Genomic DNA, 21783 nt, shown 5'->3' on the forward strand with positions numbered 1-21783 from the left:
CTATTTAACCTCTTCAAAATCATTTGTAGTTTTGTCATAAGTGTATGGGGGATATGGTGTTTCATTGAGTAAAAATACCATATTACAAGAGTCAAACTCTGTTTTTTGTAAACCTTTTTTAAACACTTCTAATATATAAGCTTTTGTAGAAAAAGTGGTAGTACTTGAACTTGCAGTGTATACGAACTCTTCTTGAGGTACTGTTTGAAACCCCTCTTTTATCAAATGTTTTTCAAAAAGCTCTTTATCTTTTAAATTTTCTACTTCTAATATAACTATTAACTCTATATTTTCCAACTCTTCTCCTAAAGTACAACTGTACTAATTAAACCAATAAGTCCACCAAAGACTCCACCCCAAACAACTAGCCATCCTAGATGCTCTTTTATCATCTTTTGAACAATCTCTTTTACCATCTTAGGAGTTAACTCTTCAAGTCTACTATTTACTATAGAGCTTACCTTTTCAAAAATATCCTCACTAACACTTGAAGAACCTAGACTTTCATGAAGGGAAGCTTGAAAAGATTCATCTTTAGAAATAGTAACTATTGCACCTTTTAATTTTTCTACAAAGGGCTCTTTTAAAGGATTCAATGCAGCTTCTCCTCCAAACATTCCAAGCATACCACCAAATTGTGACTCTAATACAGCTTGTTTTAAAGACTCAAATGCAGGTGTAAAATCTGTTTTTTCTAAAACTGGTGATAAATCAAAGTGTGATTTTTTTGAAGTTATTTCCTCTTCAAAAAACTTTTGAAGGTTCTCTTTTGTAAAAAATTGATCCATTATAAGTGAGTGAATCCCCTCTTTAAATTGAGAAAATCTATTTTCAACAACACCTGAACCATATAAAAAAGGCACCTTTTCAAAAAGCATATGTATTGCCAAGGCGTTAGTAATTGCCCCACTTAAAGCAAATAGCCCTACCATAAAAAGCATATCTTGTTTTAAAACAAAACCTAAAATAACTACCAATAAAGCTAGTAAATTTGTACCTAATGATTTGTTCAAAAACTTCTCCTTAAATTTTTGTGGAGTTTACCATAATCTAACAAAGGAAAAAATCAAAAAAAGAGTAACCATCATGTAATCATTTAAATATAAAATCACAAATAACAAAAGGATACAAATGGTTGATGTAGAAAACGAAATAAAGAAAAAATTTCCAAAGATAAATCTTGAATCATCTTTTATAAATAAGTCTTTAATTAAAATAGCAAAAAAAGTGGTGCATGAAGAGTCTATAAATGAATTCTTACAAGCAAATGCCCATAAAAAAGGTTTTGAGTTTGTGGATGCTGTTTTGGATAATTTTGATTTTGATTATACTGTTTCTAGTAATGATGTACAAAATATACCAAGCTCTGGAAAAGTTGTAATTATAGCAAACCACCCTTTGGGCGGATTAGATGCTTTATGTTTATTAAAACTTGTTGGGAAAGTGCGAAAAGATGTAAAAATAGTAGCCAATGATTTTTTAGCTGGAATTGAAGCACTTAGCTCTTTATTTGTGCCAATAGATAACTATAAAAAAAGACAGAGTAAAAAAGATATTAAAGCAATCTACGATACTTTAAATAGTGGAGAAGCTATTATAATCTTCCCAGCAGGTGAAGTTAGTCGAGCAACACCAAAAGGTATAAAAGACCCTGCATGGAATAAAGGATTTTTAAACTTCGCCCAACACTGTAATGCACCAATACTTCCAATACTTGTAGATGGTAAAAACTCAAAACTCTTTTATACTATCTCTATACTAAATAAAACTTTTTCAACTCTACTTTTATCAAATGAGATGTTTAAGAAAAAATCTAAAAAAATAAGTATTAAAATTGGTCAAATTATTCCAAATGAAAATATTATGCCAAAAGGTATCGATAAAAAATATCTTTTAACCCTTTATAAAAAGCACCTATATGCCCTAAGAAAAGGCAAAAGGTCATTCTTTGTAACACAAAGTGCAATAGCCCATCCAGAGAGTAGACAAGAGATAATAAATGAATTAAAAAACTCAAAAGTTATTGGTGAAACTTCTGATGGCAAACTTATATATTTGTATAACTATAGTGATGATTCAATTGTCTTAAAAGAACTAGGAAGATTAAGAGAACTCTCTTTTAGAAGCGTGGGAGAAGGGATAAATAAAAAAAGAGATACAGATAGGTATGATATTTATTATGAACACATAATTTTATGGGATAAAGATGCTTTAGAAATAGTAGGTTCATATAGAATAGGAAATGGTGAATTTATCAATAATAACCTTGGTATTTCTGGGTTTTATTCAAGTACTCTATTTCAATATAAAGATGATTTTGTACCATATTTAAATGACTCCATTGAACTTGGACGAAGTTTTGTTCAACCAAAATATTGGGGAAGTCGTGCCTTAGATTATCTTTGGTATGGGATTGGTGCTTATTTAAAAGCAAATCCACAAATAAAATATATGTATGGTCCAGTATCTATTTCTGCATCACTTCCTAAGATAGCAAAAGATATGCTTGTATTTTATTACTCTTTATATTATTCAAGTGATAAAAACTTATTAGACTCAAAACTTCCTTATCAATACTCTGTTGATGAAAAGTCTATAAAAGAGATGTTTTCTTGTGGAGATAAAAAAGAGGATTTCAAAAGATTAAAAACAGCTCTTTCTAATATGGGAGTTGCTGTACCAACTCTATTTAAGCAATACTCAGAGTTATGTGAAGATGGTGGAGTTAACTTTCAAGGATTTAATATAGACCCTGATTTTTCAAACTGCGTTGATGGTTTAATTGTTGTGGAAATTGATAAAATAAAAGATAAGCAAAAGTCTAGATACATAAAATAAGATACTAAAGTATCTTATTTTGTGAAAAGTCTATACTACAAACTCTAGTCTCTTCAACTAAAGCTTTTGCTACAACTTCATCATCTACAATGATATGTTCTAAATGTAAACCTTCTAAAAGTTTTTTATCTTCTGATTTTGTAATTTTTACTATTGTTTTTGTATTTTTTGTCAAATCATTTATTGTTTCACATACAATTCTAATTTGTTCTTGATTATCAATTGCCACAATTACGGCACAAGCTTTTTTTATGTTTACTGATTCTAAGATATGTTTTTGGGCAGCATTTCCAAAAATGATTGGTTCATTATCATTTTTCCCCATTTGATAAAATAAAATCTTATTTTCAATAATAATATAATCATTTCTCATATCTTTTAATTCACGTACAAGTTCTTGTCCCAAGTGTCCATATCCAAGAACTATTACATGACCTTTTAAATCCTTATCAACAGCCAATGTAGCAGGAGTATCCATCACATCATCAGGAAGTAAAGAACTAGCTATTTTTGATAGATTTTTAAGTGCAATTGGAGTTAAAATCATAGATAAAACAATAGTTACAATCAATATTTGAGCATGGGTTGAGTTTATTAAGTTTCCACTTCTTGCTAACTCTAAGATTGCAAGTGAGAACTCTCCAATTTGAACTAATGAAAAAGCTGTTTTAAATGCAACTCTTTTTGTATCATCAATTCTAACTATCGCATAAATTATTAAGTATTTCAAAATCATTAAAATAGGAAGTAAAAGCAATATTGTAAATAGATGTTCATAAATCATAATAAAGTTTATTTGCATACCAACTGTTACAAAGAATACCCCAAGTAAAAGATTTCTAAATGGTATAAGGTCAGACTCTACTTGATGTTTAAATTTAGTCTCAGATATCATCATACCTGCAATAAAAGCCCCAAGTGAGTATGAAAACCCAAAATAATGAGCCATATAAGAAGCCCCAATCGCAATTAGTAATACAGAACCAACAAATAGTTCTTCTGAGTTTGTTTCACTTACATGGGTAAAAAATGGTTCAAGCAAATACTTTCCAGATAGATATAATATTCCTATTAAAATAACTGCAGCAACTGTTGTTTTAAAAATTATGAATAAAACACTATCTCCTGAGTTTGTTGTAAAAATTGATATCATTAACAATATTGGAATTACTGCAATATCTTGCATAATAAGAATTCCTAGAACTCTTTGTCCATGTCTTTTTTTAATATCTCTATTTTCATTATAAGTTTTTAAAACAATTGCCGTAGAAGATAAAGACAAGGCAGCCCCTATTATCATGGACGTTTGAAAATCAAAATTTAAAATATAAAAAGAGATTAATACAACAATTAAAGTTGTAATTATTACTTGCAAACTTCCTGTTAAAAAAACTTCCCGTTTCATTCTAACTAGGGCATCAACAGAAAACTCTAATCCAATTGTAAACATTAAAAATACAATACCAAACTCTGCAATCTCTTTTAAGTTATGGTTGTTTACAACATCATGTAAACCAAATATATAAGCAATAATAGTACCTGTTACTATATATCCTATAATGGTGGGTAAATGAAATCTTTTTAGTATTAAATTAACAATAATTGCAATAAATATTGTTGCTACGATAATTCCTAACATTTTTTTCCTAATATATTTTATAGTGCATCTGTTTATAGCCTTCAAGTCTCTTTTTAAAAGTTGAATTTAACATTGCATTTTTTGAGTCTAATAAATCTATGGCTAAACACTCTTGTCCATCACGGCCAACTCTTCCTAAATATTGAACAAGTCTTCCATAATATGAAATAGGTGTTACAAAAATAATTGTGTTTAAATGCGGGAAATCTATCCCCTCTCCAAAATATGAAGTTGTGGCAAGAATTAAATTACTAGATTCAATCTGTTCTAGATTTTCTTGCTGTTCTTTTTTGCCTAAACTTCCATGTATACTAACATATTTTAAATTATTTTTTATTAATAATTCTTCCAATATATTTATATGCTCTATTCTATCTGTTAAAACTAAAATTTTTCTGTTTATATACTCTTTTACTTCATTTATAATCAAATCATTTCTATGTTTATCTATTGTTATTTCATTGATTAATTGAGCATAATTATCTGCTTGACTTGTGAAATCTGTATTTACAACTTTTACTCTGTGAGTAATTGTTCTTTTCTTTTTGTATTCATATGAGATTTGACCTAGTTGTTGGAAAAGTATTGGCTCTAGTCCATCTTTTCTATTAGGTGTTGCACTTAAACCTAAAACATATTTACCACAAAACAGTTTTATGATTTGTTCAAAGGTAACAGCAGGAATATGATGGCATTCATCAACTATTACAAATGAGTAGTTTTTGATAATTTCTGGCTTGTTTTTGAGACTTTGCATAGTAGCAATATCTAGTTTACCTGTTAGTTTGTTTTTACTTTTTCCTAAAAATCCTATCTCTTTTTTATTCATTCCAAAATAATCAACAAACCTTTGAATCCATTGGTCTAAAAGCATATTTTTATTTACAACAATTAAAGTATTTACTTTTCTCTGCTCTATCATCTTTGCACCAATTAAAGTTTTACCAAATCCAGGAGGTGCTACACAAATTGAAAAATCTTTTTTAAGAACTTTAGAAATTGCTAAAATTTGCTCATCCCTTAATTCATATTTTATTAAAGGAAACTCCTCTTTTATAGAAACTCTTTTATCATCAATAGAGTAACTAACTGCATTTTGTTTTAATATCTTTAAAACAAAACCTAAAACTCCCCGTGGAAGTTTTAAATACTCTTCGTCTTCTTCATAGTTTTTTATCTGTTTAGGGGTATTGTAAAGGGGCTTTCTCAAAGCTAATAAGGTTTTAATTTGGGGGTTATCAAAAACTGCTAGGTTTTTAAGTTCATTTAAAAATGTTTTTGATAAATTTTTTGAAGATATATATACATAATCAAAAATAGTAATATTTAGTGAAAAGTTGGGATACTCTACACTACTTTGTTTTTTACTCTCCCAGTTTTGTAATTTTCTCTGTTCATTTGATTTTGCTATATTTAATATTACGCTTTTAGCTATTTTTTTAATATTTGATAAAAAGCTCCATTGGTCTTCATATACATTTAAAGTTTTAGGGTCAAAGAAAACTGTTTTATTACTTTCTCTAAGTTTTAAATGTAAAGGCAGTTCAAGATATGTTCCAAAATTTGAACTGTTTACAAATTCGCTATTTGGATATATCTTTGCACTAATATTTGCGCTTTTGATTATATTTTGCAAAAACTCTTTTGCCTGTGCTGCAAAAATACTCTCTTCAAAAAAGAACCATACTAAAATATCATTATAAGAATCATACTGATAATTTGCAGAGATATTTAATCTATTTGTAATATTTTGTATTTTAGGTATATCATTTTTTGAGATTTTTAAAACTGCATATTTACACTGATTTGTTATGGATATGGTATAAGTTGAAAGTTGAACTTTTCCCCTTAAATGTTGTTCAATATCATGATTTAAAAGAGGGAGATAATCACTACCTTGAAAAGTTTTAGTAACTGGGAAATAAGACTCTTTTGTGGAGTCTTTACTAACCCATTTTTTTAAGTATACATCAGGACGAGATATAAATAAAGAGTTAAATAATTGAATTTTCTCATCTTTACTTAACTCTTTTTTATTTAGCTCTTTTTCTAAAAGAGCTATCTCTTTATCAATATTTTCTCTATCTAGGTAAAGCTTATTTAATCTTTTCTGCACTTGGGTTTGCATGTGGGCTATCTTCTTGTTTAGTTGATACAAAACCGCCAATTCTATTTTCAATTTCGTTATATCTACTTTTAAGTTCAGAATTTTTTCTACTAACTCTTCCCTCAAATTTTGCATCTTCTTCGATAATTAAATCATTATAAGTAAAATCACCAATTACTTTTCCTGCTGATAAAACTTGCATAATATTACAATCAATTTTACCATCAAAAAAACCACTTATAACAACATGGTTAGCCTTCACATCACCGATCACTTCACCAGTTTTACCAATTGAAATTGCATCAGCTTCTAATATTACACCCTCAAACTTACCATCAATATGAACTGTACCTTGTGTTGAAATTCCACCAATGATACAAGTTCCTTTAGCAATTACAGTTGCCCCAGCTTGTGATGTTCCTTTATTAGTTTTACTAAATACTCCCACTTTACTCTCCTTTGTTTAGTAAATATTGACTCATACTTTTTTAAATCCCAATTTATAAAATCCCTTGGATTTAAAACCATACTTGCATATCTAACTTCATAATGTAGATGTGGACCAGTGCTTCGTCCCGAATTTCCAGTCATTCCAATAACTTGGTTTTTCTTTATCACATCCCCAAGTTTAACCTTAGTTTGTTTTAAATGAGCATAAACTGTCTCAAATCCAAAATTATGTGAAATAATTACAACTCTACCAAAATCTCCACTATCTCTTGACTGTACATATCTTACAACTCCATCAGCTGTTGCATAAACTGGTGTTCTAAGATTTGCTCGTAAATCAATTCCCCTATGAAATTTTTTCTCATGTGTTACAGGATGGATTCTATAACCAAAACTAGCAGACACACTTATTCTTTCAAGTGGCTTACCATTTGGTATAGTTGAAAGCATATACATTTTTTGTGCTGACGTTATTTTAGTCAAAGTAGCCTTTGTAATAGATATTTGCTCATTTGAATCTCTTTTTAACCCAACAATCTCTTCAATAGTATCTAGTTTGCTACTTAACTCTTCTATATCTTGAACTTTACCCTTAATTTGCATTGAGTAAAAAAGATTTTGTGCCTGGAGTTTTTTCTCTTTTTCTGTTAATACCGAAATCTCTTGCTTTTTTTTGATTTTCACTTCATTAATCTCAGTAGTTAAAAAAGAGATAAACCAAAAAGCACCAGTTATTACAAAAAAAGTTATAATAATTACAATTAAAATAATCTTTCTAAAAAGCTGATGAATATTATATGATTTTGTACTATTTACATCCGAAACAGTAATAACTAATCTATTATTTAATATCTTCATCTACTCTATTCTCAATCTTCAAAAAATTTTCTACTACTAAAAATGAGCCAAAAACTAAATACTCTTCATTTTTTAGAATCTCATTTTTAAACAATCCCGATATTATATTCAAATTTTCACAAACATTTATTAAAGTGGCTTCTTTGACTACTCTTTTATCCTCTAATGGCAAAATATACAACTTTTTTATAATAGGTTTTAAGATTTTTAATACCTCTTTATAATCTTTATCTTCAAAACTATTATAAATAAGGTTTATTTTTTTACCTTTAAACTCTTCTAATATTCCCCTTGCGGCAAGTGGATTATGTCCCACATCTAAAGTGATATTTTTTTTGTATTTTTCACACCTTCCATTTAACTTCATAGTTTCAAACTTCTTTATGTCAACTTCTATATTTAGATATTTCAACGTTGCTATTACTAAAGAGATATTTTTTAATAAATATTTTGGGAAAAATTTATCAAGTGTACTTATATCTATTTTAAAATCATCAAGAGTAAAAAGCTTTATATTTTTTTCATCTTCTATTGTTTTAGCACATAAATATACTTCATCATGTACTTGAGAACCTAGAATCATGACTTTGTCACATGAACGCATTTTCGTCAGAGCTATCTCTTTTATACTATGCCCGAGAAAACTTTGGTGATCAAGATCTATTGTTGTAATAAGTGACAAATCATTTATTGCTACATTTGTAGCATCAAACTCCCCACCAAGTCCTGCTTCTAAAATAAGATAGTCTCGATTTGAACTTAAATAAAATGCTAAAAGTGTTGTATATTCAAAATATGTGAGTTTTTCTAACAAAGCAATATCTAAAATCTCTTGTAAAAATTTGTGTGCAGTATTTAAGTCATTATCATTTACATCAAAATTATTGATCCAAATTCTTTCATTGAAATCTTTTATATGAGGAGAACTATAATGAAGTACATTCTTATTCATAGCAGATAAATATTTAGCTAAAAATCTTCCAGTACTTCCTTTTCCGTTTGTTCCTACTATGTGGATTATGTAAGGAAGTTTTATTTTTTGTTTTAAAATTTCAAAAGAGTTTCTAACTATGCTAAAATCTATTTTATCATAGTACATTGTTTTGTAATTTAAAAACTCTTTTAAAGGTATGGTTTTAAAATCAATCTTCACGTTCTATTTTTTATCTAACTTTTTTTTAGGTTTTTCAAAAGACATTATTGCTATTCTTGAGATTACTTCATCTAAAGCTTTTGTTGATGCAACCTTAATTGCTTCAAATCTTTTTGCATCTGATATTGTTCCGCCACTATCTATTGAAAAATCATATGTTCCTGATACACTAAAACTTCTTGATGTCTCACCATTTGTATAGTTTACACTTACACTTGAAGTTGCTTTATATAGTTTTACATAACCATCACTATCATATTGCAAAGCACCAAAACTTGTAGAATCTAAAGTAACTATTACAATTGTATCAGCTAACTCTTTTTTATTGACTAATTTTGCATCCAATTTATGAACTAAAAGTTCATTCATAGCATCTTTTATTAGTACTGAGTTTTTAGGGTCTTCAATATTAACTCTTAAGTCAACAAATACTTTCCCATTAATCTCTTTTTTTGCATAAGTTGAACCTGGTTTATAACCACACGCTGTAAAAACAAATCCAATCAAAACTGCTAATACAATTGATTTTAATTTCATAATTATCCCTTAATTACTAAGTTTACCAATTTATTTGGAACAACTATCTCTTTTATAATCTCTTTACCCTCTATCCATTTAGCTGAAGTCTCTTTTGCTATAACTAAAACTTCTTCTTTAGAAGCATTTGGAGCAACTTCGATTTCAGCTCTTTTTTTACCATTTATAGTAATAGCTAATGTAATAGAATCAGATACAAAAACTTCCTCTTTTACTTCTGTTTTATTGTTAAAGTTTTTTAACTCAAATAGTTCATTTGATAACTCCCAACAAAGGTGAGGAATAATTGGCTCTAAGATATTTGTTAAAATATAATAACCCTCAGCCCAAACAGTTTTATTATCTTGTGCATTTAAAGCATTCATAGCTTCCATTGATGAAGCGATTAAAGTATTGAAAGCATAAGTTTTATCAAATACTTCATTTGACTTTTGTAGTGCTTCATATACTTTTTTTCTAGCCTCTTTTTCTTCTTTTGATAAAGAGCCGTGATCAATTGTATTTATCTCATCAAGTGATACACCTTGTGCCATTTCAACTTTTGAAGCAAATCTTTTAATAAACCTAAATGCTCCATCAACAGCACTATCATTCCACTCTAACTCTTTTGTTGGAGGGGCTGCAAACATCATAAACAGTCTTGCAGTATCAGCACCATATTTCTCAACAATCATATCAGGATCTACAACATTTCCTTTTGATTTTGACATTTTGGCACCATCTTTTAAAACCATACCTTGAGTAAGTAATCTTTTAAATGGCTCTTTAGAATTTGTATATCCTAACTGATTTAAAGCTTTTGTAAAAAATCTTGCATATAAAAGATGTAATATAGCATGTTCTATTCCACCAATATATTGGTCAACATCCATCCAATAATCACTATCATCTTTTGAGATACCTTCATTTTTCCATTTTTTGTTATTTGTTGCATATCTTAAGAAATACCAAGATGATTGTACAAATGTATCAAGAGTATCTGTCTCTCTTAAAGCTTCTTTTCCACATTTTGGACAAGTAGTATGTTTCCATGTTGGATGATTATCTAAAGGATTTCCTTCACCTGTAATCTCCACATCTTCTGGTAGTGCAACTGGAAGGTTTTCAAGTTTTTCAGGAACTAAGCCACAACTATCACAATGGATAAATGGAATAGGTGCTCCCCAATACCTCTGTCTTGAAACTCCCCAATCTCTTAGTTTATAGTTAATCTTTTTTGTTCCAAAAGAGTTTTGCTCAAAGTGATAGATTATCGCTTTTTGTGCTTTTGTATTATCTAAGTTTGTAAAACCTTCAGAGTTAATCAAAGTACCAGCTTCTGTATAGGCTTCTTTCATATTTGGGATTTCGCCATCTTTTCCAACAATTACTTGTTTGATTGGTAATTCATATTCCCTTGCAAATTCAAAATCTCTTTGGTCATGTGCAGGAACTGCCATAACAGCTCCACTTCCATAAGATACTAATACAAAGTTTGCAACCCATACAGGAACAGTTTTACCTGTTAGGGGATGAAGAACATCAAGCTCTAAAGAGACACCCTCTTTAGGCATAGTTGCTCTATCTCTTTCACTAACCTTTTGCATAGCTTTGATTTTAAATATCTTGTTTTCATCAAGAAGTTCATTATCAACCATATATTTTACTATTGGGTGCTCTGGTGAAAGTGCTGTATATGAAACCCCATAAATAGTATCAGGTCTTGTTGTAAACACATCAAATGAAGCAAAGTTTTTATTTAACTTATATCTTGCATCTTTTGTAAGTTCAAAAGTGAACTCTAAACCTTCACTTCTTCCTATCCAATTTTCTTGCATAGTTAAAACTTGTGATGGCCATGAATCTTCTAAACCTTTTAAATCATCTAGTAACTCTTGGGCAAATTTTGTAATTGCTACATAATACCCTGGCATCTCTTTTTGCTCTACAGGTGTATCACATCTCCAACAACATCCCTCTTCTACTTGCTCATTTGCTAAAACAGTATGACAAGGCTCACACCAGTTTACAGTAGTAGATTTTTTATATAAAAGACCCTCTTCATACATCTTGATGATAAACTCTTGTTCCCATCTTGTATAAAGCTCATCACTTGTAGCAAACTCTCTTTTTGCAGAGAAGCTTAAACCTAAACCGTTAAGCTCTTTTCTCATGTAGTCTATGTTTTCATAAGTCCATTTTTTTGGATGAAGTTTATGCTTAATAGCTGCGTTTTCAGCAGGCATTCCAAAACTATCCCAACCAATTGGATGCAATACATTGAAGTTTGATTTTCTAAAAAATCTAGCAAATGCATCACCTAAACAGTAGTTTCTAACATGTCCCATATGTATCCTACCACTTGGGTATGGAAACATACTTAAAATATATTTTTTATCTTTTTTTGTATCATCACTTGGTTCAAAACTACCATTTTCAATCCAATAGTTTTGCCATTTCTTCTCTATCTCTTGCGGATTGTACTCCATTAAAACTCATCCTTTTCCTGACTTTTTGCACTCTCAATTAGTGCTAAGGCTATAGAAAATATATTTGCAACAATTGCTCCAATAGCAAGTGCTATAGCCAATCTTTCATCACCCATAAAAGTAAGAACCATAAATGCAGGTATCAAGTGTAAGTCTGCAACTAAAGAACTTGCAAGTAGTTCTGCAGCCAATAAGTTTTTAACACCTATTTTTAAAATTGTTGATATTACATTAACCCCAGCTGCTAAAAATAGTGCCAAAGAGTTTGGTTCATATAAAAACCCTGCCGTTGTAGTTAAAGACATTAGTGAAAAGAATATATAGGTTACTTTACCCCAATCCATGTTCATCCTTTTAAAGTATTTCTAAAAGCAATTATAATAGCTAAAGTATGATAAAAAAGCTCTTTTATAGTTCTAAAATTTAGAACTATAGTTGATTAGGTTTTGAAGCTCGAAGTGATTTAACCACTTGAAAGATTAAGTAAAAAATTATAAGTTTGAAAAAAAGTTGAATAATCAGGTTTATCCCTGTATCACTTTGAATAAGTCTAAATATATTGATGTTATTTATAAGAAAATCAAGAAAATAATCATGGGTAGTAATCATATAAATACCAACAAATCCAAATAAAATAAGATATAAAATAGAACTCTTATCCCAAAATATAAGATTATAAATACATAACCAAATATAGACAGTAACAATAAGTCCAATAATTATTTCTGTGAAAATTCCATCAGGAATATGCAACATAACAGATGAGGGTTGATGTACAAAAGAGTACTCAATTAAAGAAGCAAGTATTTCAAATATAACTATCCAAAATAGTGCTAAACTCCAACTTGCAGAGTTATTTGAGGTGATTTTATCAAAGTTGTCTTTTAAAGCTATATATTTTTTCATATTTAATCCATTGTAAAAATTATATTCTATACTTTTATCTTTAAATTATATATTAAAAGTGTGTCATTTTTATAACATTTTATTATATCTACTTAAAATTTATTTACGCCTAGTATTTTGCCTTATTGAAATAATTAGCTGGTAGATTAAGTAGGCAATTATGATTTTGAAGATTAAAGTTCCAAATGTAATTGGCTCATCACCTCTCATAATTGAAAATGGATTTAAGTTTTTTGCAAAACAGTCTAAATTACTATCATTTGTACTAAAAATATATAGCTTATAATATATATATGTAAATGGGATAGAAATCAATCCACGTAATTTCATAGAAATGTAAGATATGCCAATTCCTGCAATTAATAAAATTAAAGTTTTATCCAAGATTTGAACATAAGACATTTTTTCAATATCTATTAAGCCAAATAAAAATGTTATATTGATTATCCAAAACAATGCTAATAACCAATCTTGTGAATGGTCTGAAGAAATTTTATGAAACTTGAATACTAACCATTCAAAAGGATTTTTTAAAAAGCTTAATTCTTTTTCTCGTTCTTCCATCTCTAAAGCATAAAATTTATTTGCTTCAATAATGTTGTTTTGTTGTTCAAAAGAGTCTTTTATTATTCTTGCTGTTTCACGATTTTTAACATTTATATACTCTTCAAACTTATTATTTAAATTATTATAATTTTCTTTAACTGTTAGATTATTATTGATATTTATTTCTTTAGTAAATGATTTGATTCCTAAAAAATATGTTTTATTATTGATGTAACAATTCCTTAAATCAAATTTATAATCATGAGTTATCATAATATCTTTAAAATTTGTTATTTCATCAAAAGATGTTAATTCTAAATTTATTCCTTTACAAAATACACTTCTTGAAAAATCACAATATGAAGAAAAAAATGTATTTCTTAAATTTACAGTATCAAGAAATATACAATTATTAAATATAATTTCACAATGTATTTCTTTATCATCAAGATTAACTTCTTTTTCAAAAATACAATTTTTAAACATTAGCATATCTATAGGTAGTATTTCTCGTGATTTATCTAAAAAATGTATTGTAGGAAGATAAAAATCTCTAGGAAATATGCATTCTTCAAATCTTACAGTTTTATTATTAGGGTGTGGATTAATAATATTGCTAAAAAATGAATTCCCATTTTTTGTATCATTAGTAATAAATTTTTTATTCTTAAATTCATGACAAGTGCTGGCTAAACTTGTATATTGATTTATTGCGGATTTATCCGCTAAATTAATATTTTGATAATTTCTAATTTTATTCATAAATATTTCTCTTAATTGTTTTAAATTACATTATACATTTCTATTTCTTATAAGAGTTATATTTATATTAGATTTTGGATTTAGTGGAGGCGGAAGTTTATTTTCAAGCGGAGTGTACAAGTAGTACATGAGCATTGAAAATAAATTTCCAACGCTCAATAAATTTAAAAGATGATGTAAAGATAACTCTTATACGGTTCCTTGTTCAAACATAGCTCTCATCTTTTCCTTCTCTTTTTGTTTCTTCATCTTCTCTGCTTCTTTGCTTCTAAAATTCTCAATAGAGAACTTTAACTGAACTAAAAACGAAGCCGCTACGAAGATAGATGAATATGTACCAACAATAATACCAACTAATAAAGTAAAGGCAAAACCATTGATAATCTCTCCACCAAAAAAGTATAAAGTTGCAACAACAAAGAATGTTGTCAATGAAGTAAGTGTAGTTCTTGATAATGTTCTTGAAACAGACTCATCAACAATCTTTTCTAAATCACTCTCTTTAGAAGTTTGAACACCCTCTCTAATTCTATCAAATACAATAATCGTATCATTTAGTGAGTAACCCAAAAGTGTAAGAATAGCTGCTAAGATATCTAAGTTTACTTCCACATTAAACAAACTAATTGCACCTAAAGCAATAGTAACATCATGAATTAAAGCCAAAATAGAAGCAAGTGCAAATCTCCACTCAAATCTAAATGAAACATAAATCATAATTACTATTAGAGATAAAACAAATGCCATAAGACCTTTTTCTCTTAACTCTCCACCAACTTTTGGTCCAACTATATCAACTCTTCTAATCTCATAGTTTCCAGTATCAACTAATATTTTTCTAATCTCATCACCTAAGTCATTTGATACACTGTTTGAAGAAGTTGTTACTCTGATAATTATCTCTTCATCACTACCAAATTTTGTAATAGATGAATTTTTATATTCACTTGTATTATTTAAAATATCTCTTATTTTATCAAGAGGAGCTGCTTTTTCATATTTTACTTGAACTAAAGTTCCACCAGCAAAATCAATACCAAAGTTAACGCCTTTTGATAATAAAAGTACAATAGAAGCTACAACTAAAATAGCGGAAAACCCTAAAAATGGTAATCGCTTACCCATAAAATTGTATATTTTATCACCTTTAAAAAATTCCATTATTTTATCCCAAACCATTTTCTTAAATTTTTCTCTCTATTCATCTTTGGCAATAAAGACTCATAAATACCATGTGTTCCTAAAATAGCTGTTAACATAGATGCTAATATACCAATAGAGATAGTAATAGCAAAACCTTTAATAGGTCCAGTTCCATATGCATATAATATAACTGCCACAAGTAGTGTTGTGATATTTGCATCTAAGATTGCTCTCATTGCATTTGAATATCCATCTTCTATGGCTTTAGTAATTGAAGCACCATTATTTAACAACTCTTTTATTCTTTCACTAATAATTACGTTGGCATCAACTGCCATACCAACAGTTAGTACAATCCCAGCCATACCAGGTAAAGTTAAGGTTGCTCCAAACATAGCCATAACTGCAATGATTATAAAGATATTAGTTATAAGTGCAATATTAGCAACTACTCCTGCCATACCATAATATAAAACCATAAATACTACTACAATAGCAAACCCAGCAATAAGCGCAATCATAGATGCTTTTATAGAATCAGCACCTAAAGATGGTCCAACACTTCTTTTTTCTAATAGTTCAACTGAAGCAGGTAATGCACCAGATCTTAAAGCAATAGCAACATTTCCAGCTTCTACAAGTGTAAATCCACCAGAAATTTGTCCACTTCCTCCACCAATTCTCTCTCTAATATTTGGTGCAGAGTAAACTTTACCATCTAAAACAATAGCAAGTCTTTTTCCAATACTTTTAGAAGTAAACTCCCCAAATACTTTTGCTCCAATTGAGTTTAGAGTAAAGTTAATAATAGCTTGATTTGATTGGTCAAAAGCAACTTGAGCATCTGTTACTTGGCTTCCGTTTAAAATAGGTATCTCTCTTACAAGATATTTTTTTGAAGGCTCTTTTGCATCTTCTAAAATAATATCTCCATATTGAGAAGCTTGTGAGGCACTCATAGTATAAACTTGGTCAAATCTCTCTTCATCTACAGCCATAAGCTCTAGGTTTGCAGGTTTTGAGATAAGTTCTCTTGCTGCTTGTTCTTCTGCTTGATTTTTTATACCGGGAAGTTCAACAACGATATCAGTTTCACCTTGCCTTATAACAGTAGGTTCAGATAGACCAAATTGGTCAAGTCTATTTCTTATAGTTTCAACAGCTTGAGAAACAGATTGATCTTTTGTTAAAGCTATCTCTTCTTGTGTTAAAGTTAAGGCATAGGTATTATCTTCAGATTTTGAGATAATTAGGCCTTTTATTTTACCTAACATCTCATCTACTCTTTTAACCTCATCTGGGTCAAGTACTAAAAAGTGTACACTATCAGAGTTTATAGTTAAGTCTTCTATTAAAATCTCTTCATCTTCTGAATAGTATTTAACTGTTGCTGCTATTGATTTGATTTTAGATACAACTGCTTCCTCAGTTTTAACACCTAAAAGTAGATGAAGTCCACCTTGTAAATCAAGTCCTAGTGAGATTTTTTTTCCAGTATCGGTTTGTAGAAATGAAGGTATTGAGAATACTACACCGAAAATAATGCTTAAAATAAATATTATAAGTCTATAATTTAAGATTTTCAATCTTTATCCTTAAATAGTAAGTTAGTTTATAGGAGTATGTGGTAAAACATGTAAAAAAGTTTTACATGTTTTATTTTTTATTCAGCAAGTCTGGCTACAAACTCTTTTGCTAATTTCATTTCAGAACCATCTACATTTTTTACAGTAAAAAAAGTCTCTTCTACTTTAGTAATTTCAACGATTAAGCCACCATTTGTTACAATCTTATCACCTTTTTTAAGATCAGCCAACATCTGCTTATGCTCTTTAGCTTGCTTTTGTTGTGGTCTGATAATTAAAAAGTAGAATATTGCAAATAATGCAACTAGAGGTAATAATGAACTTATTAAGTCACCGCTTTCACCCATGGTACTTCCTTTATAATGATTTAATATGTTTTTCCTAAAACGCGAGTATTTTAACAAAACCTATATAATAAAAGGCTTGATTACAGCTTTATTGTTTTCAACTCCTATTTATTTAGCCTATTTTGGTCTTGAATTAAAAGTAATTAATACTATTTTTTTACTCTTTTCTTTCTATTTTATCCTCACAATAAATAGACCTTCTCTATTTTTTGCAGGTTTTTTCACAGGAATTTTTTGGTTTTATTGGGTAAGTTTTTCTTTTAGATATTATGATTTAACTTTTTTAATTCCTTTTGTAATTTTTGCTTTTGCTCTTGCATATGGACTACTTTTTTTAATAACCTCACTAAAAGATACCATTTATATAAGAGCTATACTCTTTTTTGTACTAACATTTATTGACCCTTTGGGATTTAATTGGTTTAAGCCTGAGATTTTACTTTTAGATAGTTTTTTTGAAACAAATAAAATTGTTCTTGCGTTGCTTTTGTTTAGTACTATTTTTTTAGTAAAAAAAAGAGTTTTTATTTATTCTATTATTATAATAGCTACCTCTTTTGTAAATATAAACCCAAGTTCAACACCCCTTAGTGATTTAAAAGTATCTCTTCCCCAATACTTTATAAATCAAGATTATAAATGGAATAAAAAAAATCTTGCTAGTGTTATAGATATAAACTTTGCACAAATAAATAGTGCAATCAAAAACAAAGATGATGTTGTAGTTCTACCTGAAACTGCTTTTCCTTTATTATTAAATACTCAAGATTTTGTACTAGAGAGTCTACTTGAAAAGTCCCATCTTATTACGATAGTAACAGGAGCACTATATTATGAGAATAGTGAATATAGAAACTCTACTTATATTATTAAAAATGGAAATGTAAAACTTGCACATAAAGTTGTACTTGTACCCTTTGGTGAAGCTATTCCGCTTCCAAGTATAATAACAAACTTCATAAATGATATTTTTTATAATGGTGCAAAAGATTATACAAAAGCGAAAAAACCAACAGATTATAAGATAAAAGATACTTTTTTTAGAAATGCTATTTGTTATGAGGCTACAAGTGAAGAGTTATACCAAAATCTAGGAACGGTTAAAAATATAATAGCCATATCAAATAATGCCTGGTTTACCCCTTCCATTGAACCTACCTTGCAAAAACTTCTACTAAGACTTTATTCAAATAAATATGGCGTAAATATTTATCACGAAGTAAATGGAAGTGAAAACTATATAATTAAAAATTAGCAATAATAATTTTTAATAAAGCTTTTTAGTAGTAACATTCCAAAAAGTTTAGGAAAAATATGCATCTTTTATCAAATGACATTAAATATGCCCTACTTGCTGTTTTTCTTTGGTCAACTGTTGCAACTGCATTTAAAGTCTCACTGCAATCTTTAACTCCATATGAACTTCTTTTTTATTCAAGTTTAGTTTCTACTTTAATTTTTTTATCTATTATTATAAAAAGAAAACAACTTCCAGTTTTATTTGAATTTATAAAAAACAATAAAACAAATGTCCTTTTATCCTCACTATTAAATCCTTTTTTATACTATTTGATGCTTTTTAAAGCCTATGATTTACTTCCAGCCCAAGAAGCCCAAGCCATAAATTATACTTGGGCTTTAGTTTTGGCATATTTTTCAGCAATTTTTTTAAAGCACTCATTAACACTAAAAGATATATTTGCTGGGATACTGTGTTACCTTGGTGTTCTTATCATATCAACCAAGGGAAATATACTTGGTTTAGAGTTTTCTAATTTAGAAGGTCTTTTATATGCCATAATCTCAACTGTACTTTGGGCAACTTATTGGATAATAAATACAAAAAATAAATTTGACCCTATAATTAGTCTATGTGCATACTTTTTAGTTTCACTTCCTTTTATAACTATATATATACTAATTTTCCACTCTTTTTCACTGCCAAGTATTGAGGGCTTATTAGGGGCTACTTATGTGGGTCTATTTGAAATGGGTATTACTTTTTTATTATGGCTAAAAGCCTTGCAACTAACACCTAGGATTAGTAAAATCTCAAATTTAATATTTATTTCACCTTTTATATCTTTGATCTTTATTCACTTTATTGTTGGCGAAGAAATTTATATTTCAACTTTGATTGGACTTATAATCATAATCTTCGGACTAACTTTACAACAGCTTAAAAAACACCACTAATTTTGTAAAAATTCTTTACATAGCATTTACATAGCACCAAGATAGCATTTACGTAGCATTTCATAAAAAACCACTAATTGTATATTTTATATACAGCTTTTAGCACTATTTTAAGTTTTACATAAGTTTCACTATGAAATAATTGCCTAATCAAAAAAAGGTAGTACAAAAAGTACTACCAAAAAATAATTAGGATTTCTAACTATGGCAAAGTTGAAAAATAATAGAGCTGTTATTCACAATGTTATTCACAAACACTTGAAAAAAAATAAAAAAGAAGTTTCACAACTAACTATTAAAATCAATAGTGAGCTAGATAATGCTCTTATTATACTAAGTCAAAATCTAGGTATTTCTAAAAATAAACTTATTGAAGAGATTCTATTTGAAAGTGGGATTATCCAAGAAGTAGATGAAAATTATAGGGAAGAAGACTAATGAATATTTTTCCAAAACAAGAAGAAGTTATAGACGCAGTAGTTGCAGGATTGAACAAAGCAAAAAGAAACTATAGCTTTTGGACTTCAGATGAACTATACCTTTCAAATGCTACTGAAAACTTTTTGACAATACACGTTGCGCAAGAAATAGCAAAAATAGAAGATACTCCAGAGATATTTATAGATGCAACAGTTTCAGATATCTTAAGATGTTCCCTGCCAGACAGATCTGCTTTTAAAGAGTTTATGAAAAACAAATCTATCCAAGATAGATACTTATCAATTACCCTTGATACTAGATTTAAACACAGAACAGATAATGATTCTATATCAAAAGTAATAATGTCAGTAAGAAATGGTGTTAGAAATGCTCAAGAAGATTATAAAAATGATATTCATCTTATATGTAAAATGTTAGAGCGATCAAATAAAGAGGACTCAACTTTAGATTATGGTTTGTTTGCTTTTTACTTAGATATTTCTAATAGTGCTAGAAAAGATGCAAAAAAAAGATTAGAAGAGATAATCAAATCTTTTGATGAGATTGTTAATTCATATGAAAATTTAAAATCAAGTTTCAAAGGAGGCGATATAAAAAAATTAGAAAAAATTGGTGAATGGTGTATCGGTTGTTACATCATAGAACATACTTTATAAATCAAACTAGAAGGGAAAAAAATGAATTTAAAAAATATAACAAAAGCTTTTGCAGTAAGTGCAATAGTAGCTAGCTCATTATTTGCTAGTGATGTAGTAAAAATTGGTGTACAAGCACCAATTACAGGTCAATACGCAAATGAGGGACAAAGTATAGAAAACTTTGTAAAACTTATTGTAGATGAAAAAAATGCCGAAGGTGGGCTTTTAGGTAAACAAATCGAAGTTGTAACTTGTGATGATGAAGCTAAAGCTCAAAAAGCTGCTGTATGCGCTAAAAAACTTACAAATGCTGGTGTTATAGCTGTAATTGGTTCGTATACATCTGGTGCAACAGAAGCTGCCCAAACTACATATTACAGAAAAGGTGTTTTACAAACAAGTGATGGAACAAGTGATTCTTTAATTAAGAAGAAATATTGGACTTTCTTTAGAAACTCTTTTCCAAACTCATCACAAAGTGATTTTACAGCAGACTATATGGTAAATTCTAAAAAATACAAAAATATAGTTGTTTTATCTGATTATTCTTCTTACTCAGCAGGACTTGGTGATGCGACTGAAGCTTCAATAAAAGCAATTGGTGGAAATGTAGTTTTCAGAGGAAAAATCAAAGCAGGAACTCAAAACTTTACTGCAATGTTAACAAAAGTTAAAGCTATGAATCCAGATGTAATTTATTACTCAGGTTACTATACTGATGGCGGATTATTAAGAGCTCAACAAAAACAATTACAAATCGATGCTGACTTTGTTGGTGGAGATTCAAACGATAACCCTGATTTTTATAAATTAGCAGGTGACGCAGCAGCAGGTACAGTTTTAATCAACTTTCCAACACCTGAAATCTTACCATACCCAGAAGCTAAAAAATATTTAGCAGCTTATAAAACTAGATTTAAAATGGATCCTCCATCAATTTGGCCAGTTACAAATGCTGATGGATTAAGAGCTGTTATTGAAGGTGTTGAAAAAACAAAATCTTTTGATACTAAAAAAATCGCAGAATATATCAGATCTATGAAAGATTTTCCAGGGATTACTGGACCATTTAACATTAGAGAAGATGGGGAAAGAGTTGGTGCTAAATTTGTTGTTTATAAAATGAAAAATGATGGTACAAAACAAGTAGTTAGTGAATAATAAGGTT

The 21783-nt window shown here is 28.9% G+C and carries 21 protein-coding genes; 6 read left to right on the forward strand and 15 right to left on the reverse strand.

The window, feature by feature from the left end; all coding sequences use genetic code 11:
- Both Q0617_RS01140 and Q0617_RS01145 read right to left on the reverse strand, forming a co-directional pair.
- Complete coding sequence (locus tag Q0617_RS01140) at positions 1 to 297, reverse strand: hypothetical protein (protein WP_298749570.1); 297 nt, start codon at positions 295 to 297, stop codon at positions 1 to 3.
- A gap of 8 nt (positions 298 to 305) precedes the next feature.
- Positions 306 to 1013: a DUF445 domain-containing protein gene (locus Q0617_RS01145; protein WP_298749572.1), complete on the reverse strand. Its 708-nt coding sequence runs from the start codon at positions 1011 to 1013 to the stop codon at positions 306 to 308.
- Between the two features lie 118 nt (positions 1014 to 1131).
- On the opposite strand from Q0617_RS01145, the gene Q0617_RS01150 reads away from it, so the two are divergent.
- On the forward strand, positions 1132 to 2838 hold the full coding sequence (locus tag Q0617_RS01150) for a lysophospholipid acyltransferase family protein (protein ID WP_298749574.1): 1707 nt from the start codon (positions 1132 to 1134) through the stop codon (positions 2836 to 2838).
- Positions 2839 to 2842: 4 nt separating this feature from the next.
- On the opposite strand, the gene Q0617_RS01155 is transcribed toward Q0617_RS01150, so the two are convergent.
- The 13 genes from Q0617_RS01155 to yajC form a co-directional block, all read right to left on the reverse strand.
- Positions 2843 to 4477, reverse strand: coding sequence for a cation:proton antiporter (locus Q0617_RS01155; RefSeq protein WP_298749576.1), 1635 nt, complete (start codon positions 4475 to 4477; stop codon positions 2843 to 2845).
- A 7-nt stretch (positions 4478 to 4484) separates the two neighbouring features.
- Positions 4485 to 6605 (reverse strand): DEAD/DEAH box helicase, encoded by a 2121-nt coding sequence (locus Q0617_RS01160; protein ID WP_298749578.1) that lies wholly within the window; start codon positions 6603 to 6605, stop codon positions 4485 to 4487.
- Positions 6574 to 7032 carry a polymer-forming cytoskeletal protein gene (locus Q0617_RS01165; protein ID WP_298749580.1) on the reverse strand — a complete coding sequence of 153 codons (459 nt, stop codon included), beginning with the start codon at positions 7030 to 7032 and terminating at the stop codon, positions 6574 to 6576. The genes Q0617_RS01160 and Q0617_RS01165 overlap by 32 nt, the downstream gene beginning before the upstream one ends.
- The gene (locus Q0617_RS01170) at positions 6978 to 7892 is read right to left on the reverse strand and encodes a M23 family metallopeptidase (protein WP_298749581.1); all 915 of its coding nucleotides are present in this window, start codon (positions 7890 to 7892) and stop codon (positions 6978 to 6980) included. Before Q0617_RS01170 ends, Q0617_RS01165 begins: the two co-directional genes overlap by 55 nt.
- The gene (locus Q0617_RS01175) at positions 7876 to 9045 is read right to left on the reverse strand and encodes a bifunctional folylpolyglutamate synthase/dihydrofolate synthase (protein ID WP_298749583.1); all 1170 of its coding nucleotides are present in this window, start codon (positions 9043 to 9045) and stop codon (positions 7876 to 7878) included. The genes Q0617_RS01170 and Q0617_RS01175 overlap by 17 nt, the downstream gene beginning before the upstream one ends.
- Positions 9046 to 9048: 3 nt before the next feature.
- Positions 9049 to 9582 carry an LPS assembly lipoprotein LptE gene (lptE, locus tag Q0617_RS01180; protein WP_298749585.1) on the reverse strand — a complete coding sequence of 178 codons (534 nt, stop codon included), beginning with the start codon at positions 9580 to 9582 and terminating at the stop codon, positions 9049 to 9051.
- A 2-nt stretch (positions 9583 to 9584) separates the two neighbouring features.
- Positions 9585 to 12050, reverse strand: coding sequence for a leucine--tRNA ligase (leuS, locus tag Q0617_RS01185; RefSeq protein WP_298749588.1), 2466 nt, complete (start codon positions 12048 to 12050; stop codon positions 9585 to 9587).
- Entirely contained in the window at positions 12050 to 12394 is a 345-nt protein-coding gene (locus Q0617_RS01190) for a DUF6394 family protein (protein ID WP_298749590.1), read from the reverse strand. Before Q0617_RS01190 ends, leuS begins: the two co-directional genes overlap by 1 nt.
- Positions 12395 to 12479: 85 nt before the next feature.
- Entirely contained in the window at positions 12480 to 12956 is a 477-nt protein-coding gene (locus Q0617_RS01195; RefSeq protein WP_298749591.1) for a hypothetical protein, read from the reverse strand.
- 99 nt (positions 12957 to 13055) lie between these two features.
- Positions 13056 to 14264: a pentapeptide repeat-containing protein gene (locus Q0617_RS01200; protein WP_298749593.1), complete on the reverse strand. Its 1209-nt coding sequence runs from the start codon at positions 14262 to 14264 to the stop codon at positions 13056 to 13058.
- Positions 14265 to 14453: 189 nt separating this feature from the next.
- Positions 14454 to 15425, reverse strand: coding sequence for a protein translocase subunit SecF (gene secF, locus Q0617_RS01205; protein WP_298749595.1), 972 nt, complete (start codon positions 15423 to 15425; stop codon positions 14454 to 14456).
- The gene (secD, locus tag Q0617_RS01210; protein ID WP_298749598.1) at positions 15425 to 16993 is read right to left on the reverse strand and encodes a protein translocase subunit SecD; all 1569 of its coding nucleotides are present in this window, start codon (positions 16991 to 16993) and stop codon (positions 15425 to 15427) included. The genes secF and secD overlap by 1 nt, the downstream gene beginning before the upstream one ends.
- A gap of 77 nt (positions 16994 to 17070) precedes the next feature.
- A complete protein-coding gene (yajC, locus tag Q0617_RS01215) occupies positions 17071 to 17340 on the reverse strand; it encodes a preprotein translocase subunit YajC (RefSeq protein WP_298749600.1) in 270 nt (89 codons plus the stop codon).
- A 25-nt stretch (positions 17341 to 17365) separates the two neighbouring features.
- Between yajC and Q0617_RS01220 the strand changes: the two genes are divergently transcribed.
- The 5 genes from Q0617_RS01220 to Q0617_RS01240 all read left to right on the forward strand — a co-directional run bounded on the left by Q0617_RS01220 (position 17366) and on the right by Q0617_RS01240 (position 21776).
- Positions 17366 to 18595 (forward strand): apolipoprotein N-acyltransferase, encoded by a 1230-nt coding sequence (locus tag Q0617_RS01220; protein WP_298749602.1) that lies wholly within the window; start codon positions 17366 to 17368, stop codon positions 18593 to 18595.
- 59 nt (positions 18596 to 18654) lie between these two features.
- Positions 18655 to 19536 (forward strand): DMT family transporter, encoded by an 882-nt coding sequence (locus tag Q0617_RS01225; protein WP_298749604.1) that lies wholly within the window; start codon positions 18655 to 18657, stop codon positions 19534 to 19536.
- A 204-nt stretch (positions 19537 to 19740) separates the two neighbouring features.
- Positions 19741 to 19974, forward strand: a complete 234-nt coding sequence (locus tag Q0617_RS01230; protein ID WP_298749606.1) for a hypothetical protein — start codon at positions 19741 to 19743, stop codon at positions 19972 to 19974.
- Positions 19974 to 20633 carry a hypothetical protein gene (locus tag Q0617_RS01235; protein ID WP_298749608.1) on the forward strand — a complete coding sequence of 220 codons (660 nt, stop codon included), beginning with the start codon at positions 19974 to 19976 and terminating at the stop codon, positions 20631 to 20633. The genes Q0617_RS01230 and Q0617_RS01235 overlap by 1 nt, the downstream gene beginning before the upstream one ends.
- Before the next feature lie 21 nt (positions 20634 to 20654).
- Positions 20655 to 21776 carry a branched-chain amino acid ABC transporter substrate-binding protein gene (locus tag Q0617_RS01240; RefSeq protein ID WP_298749610.1) on the forward strand — a complete coding sequence of 374 codons (1122 nt, stop codon included), beginning with the start codon at positions 20655 to 20657 and terminating at the stop codon, positions 21774 to 21776.
- Positions 21777 to 21783: the final 7 nt, after the last annotated feature.

Origin of the sequence: uncultured Arcobacter sp. (assembly GCF_937982575.1) — a bacterium.
In the GTDB taxonomy this organism is placed as follows: domain Bacteria; phylum Campylobacterota; class Campylobacteria; order Campylobacterales; family Arcobacteraceae; genus Arcobacter.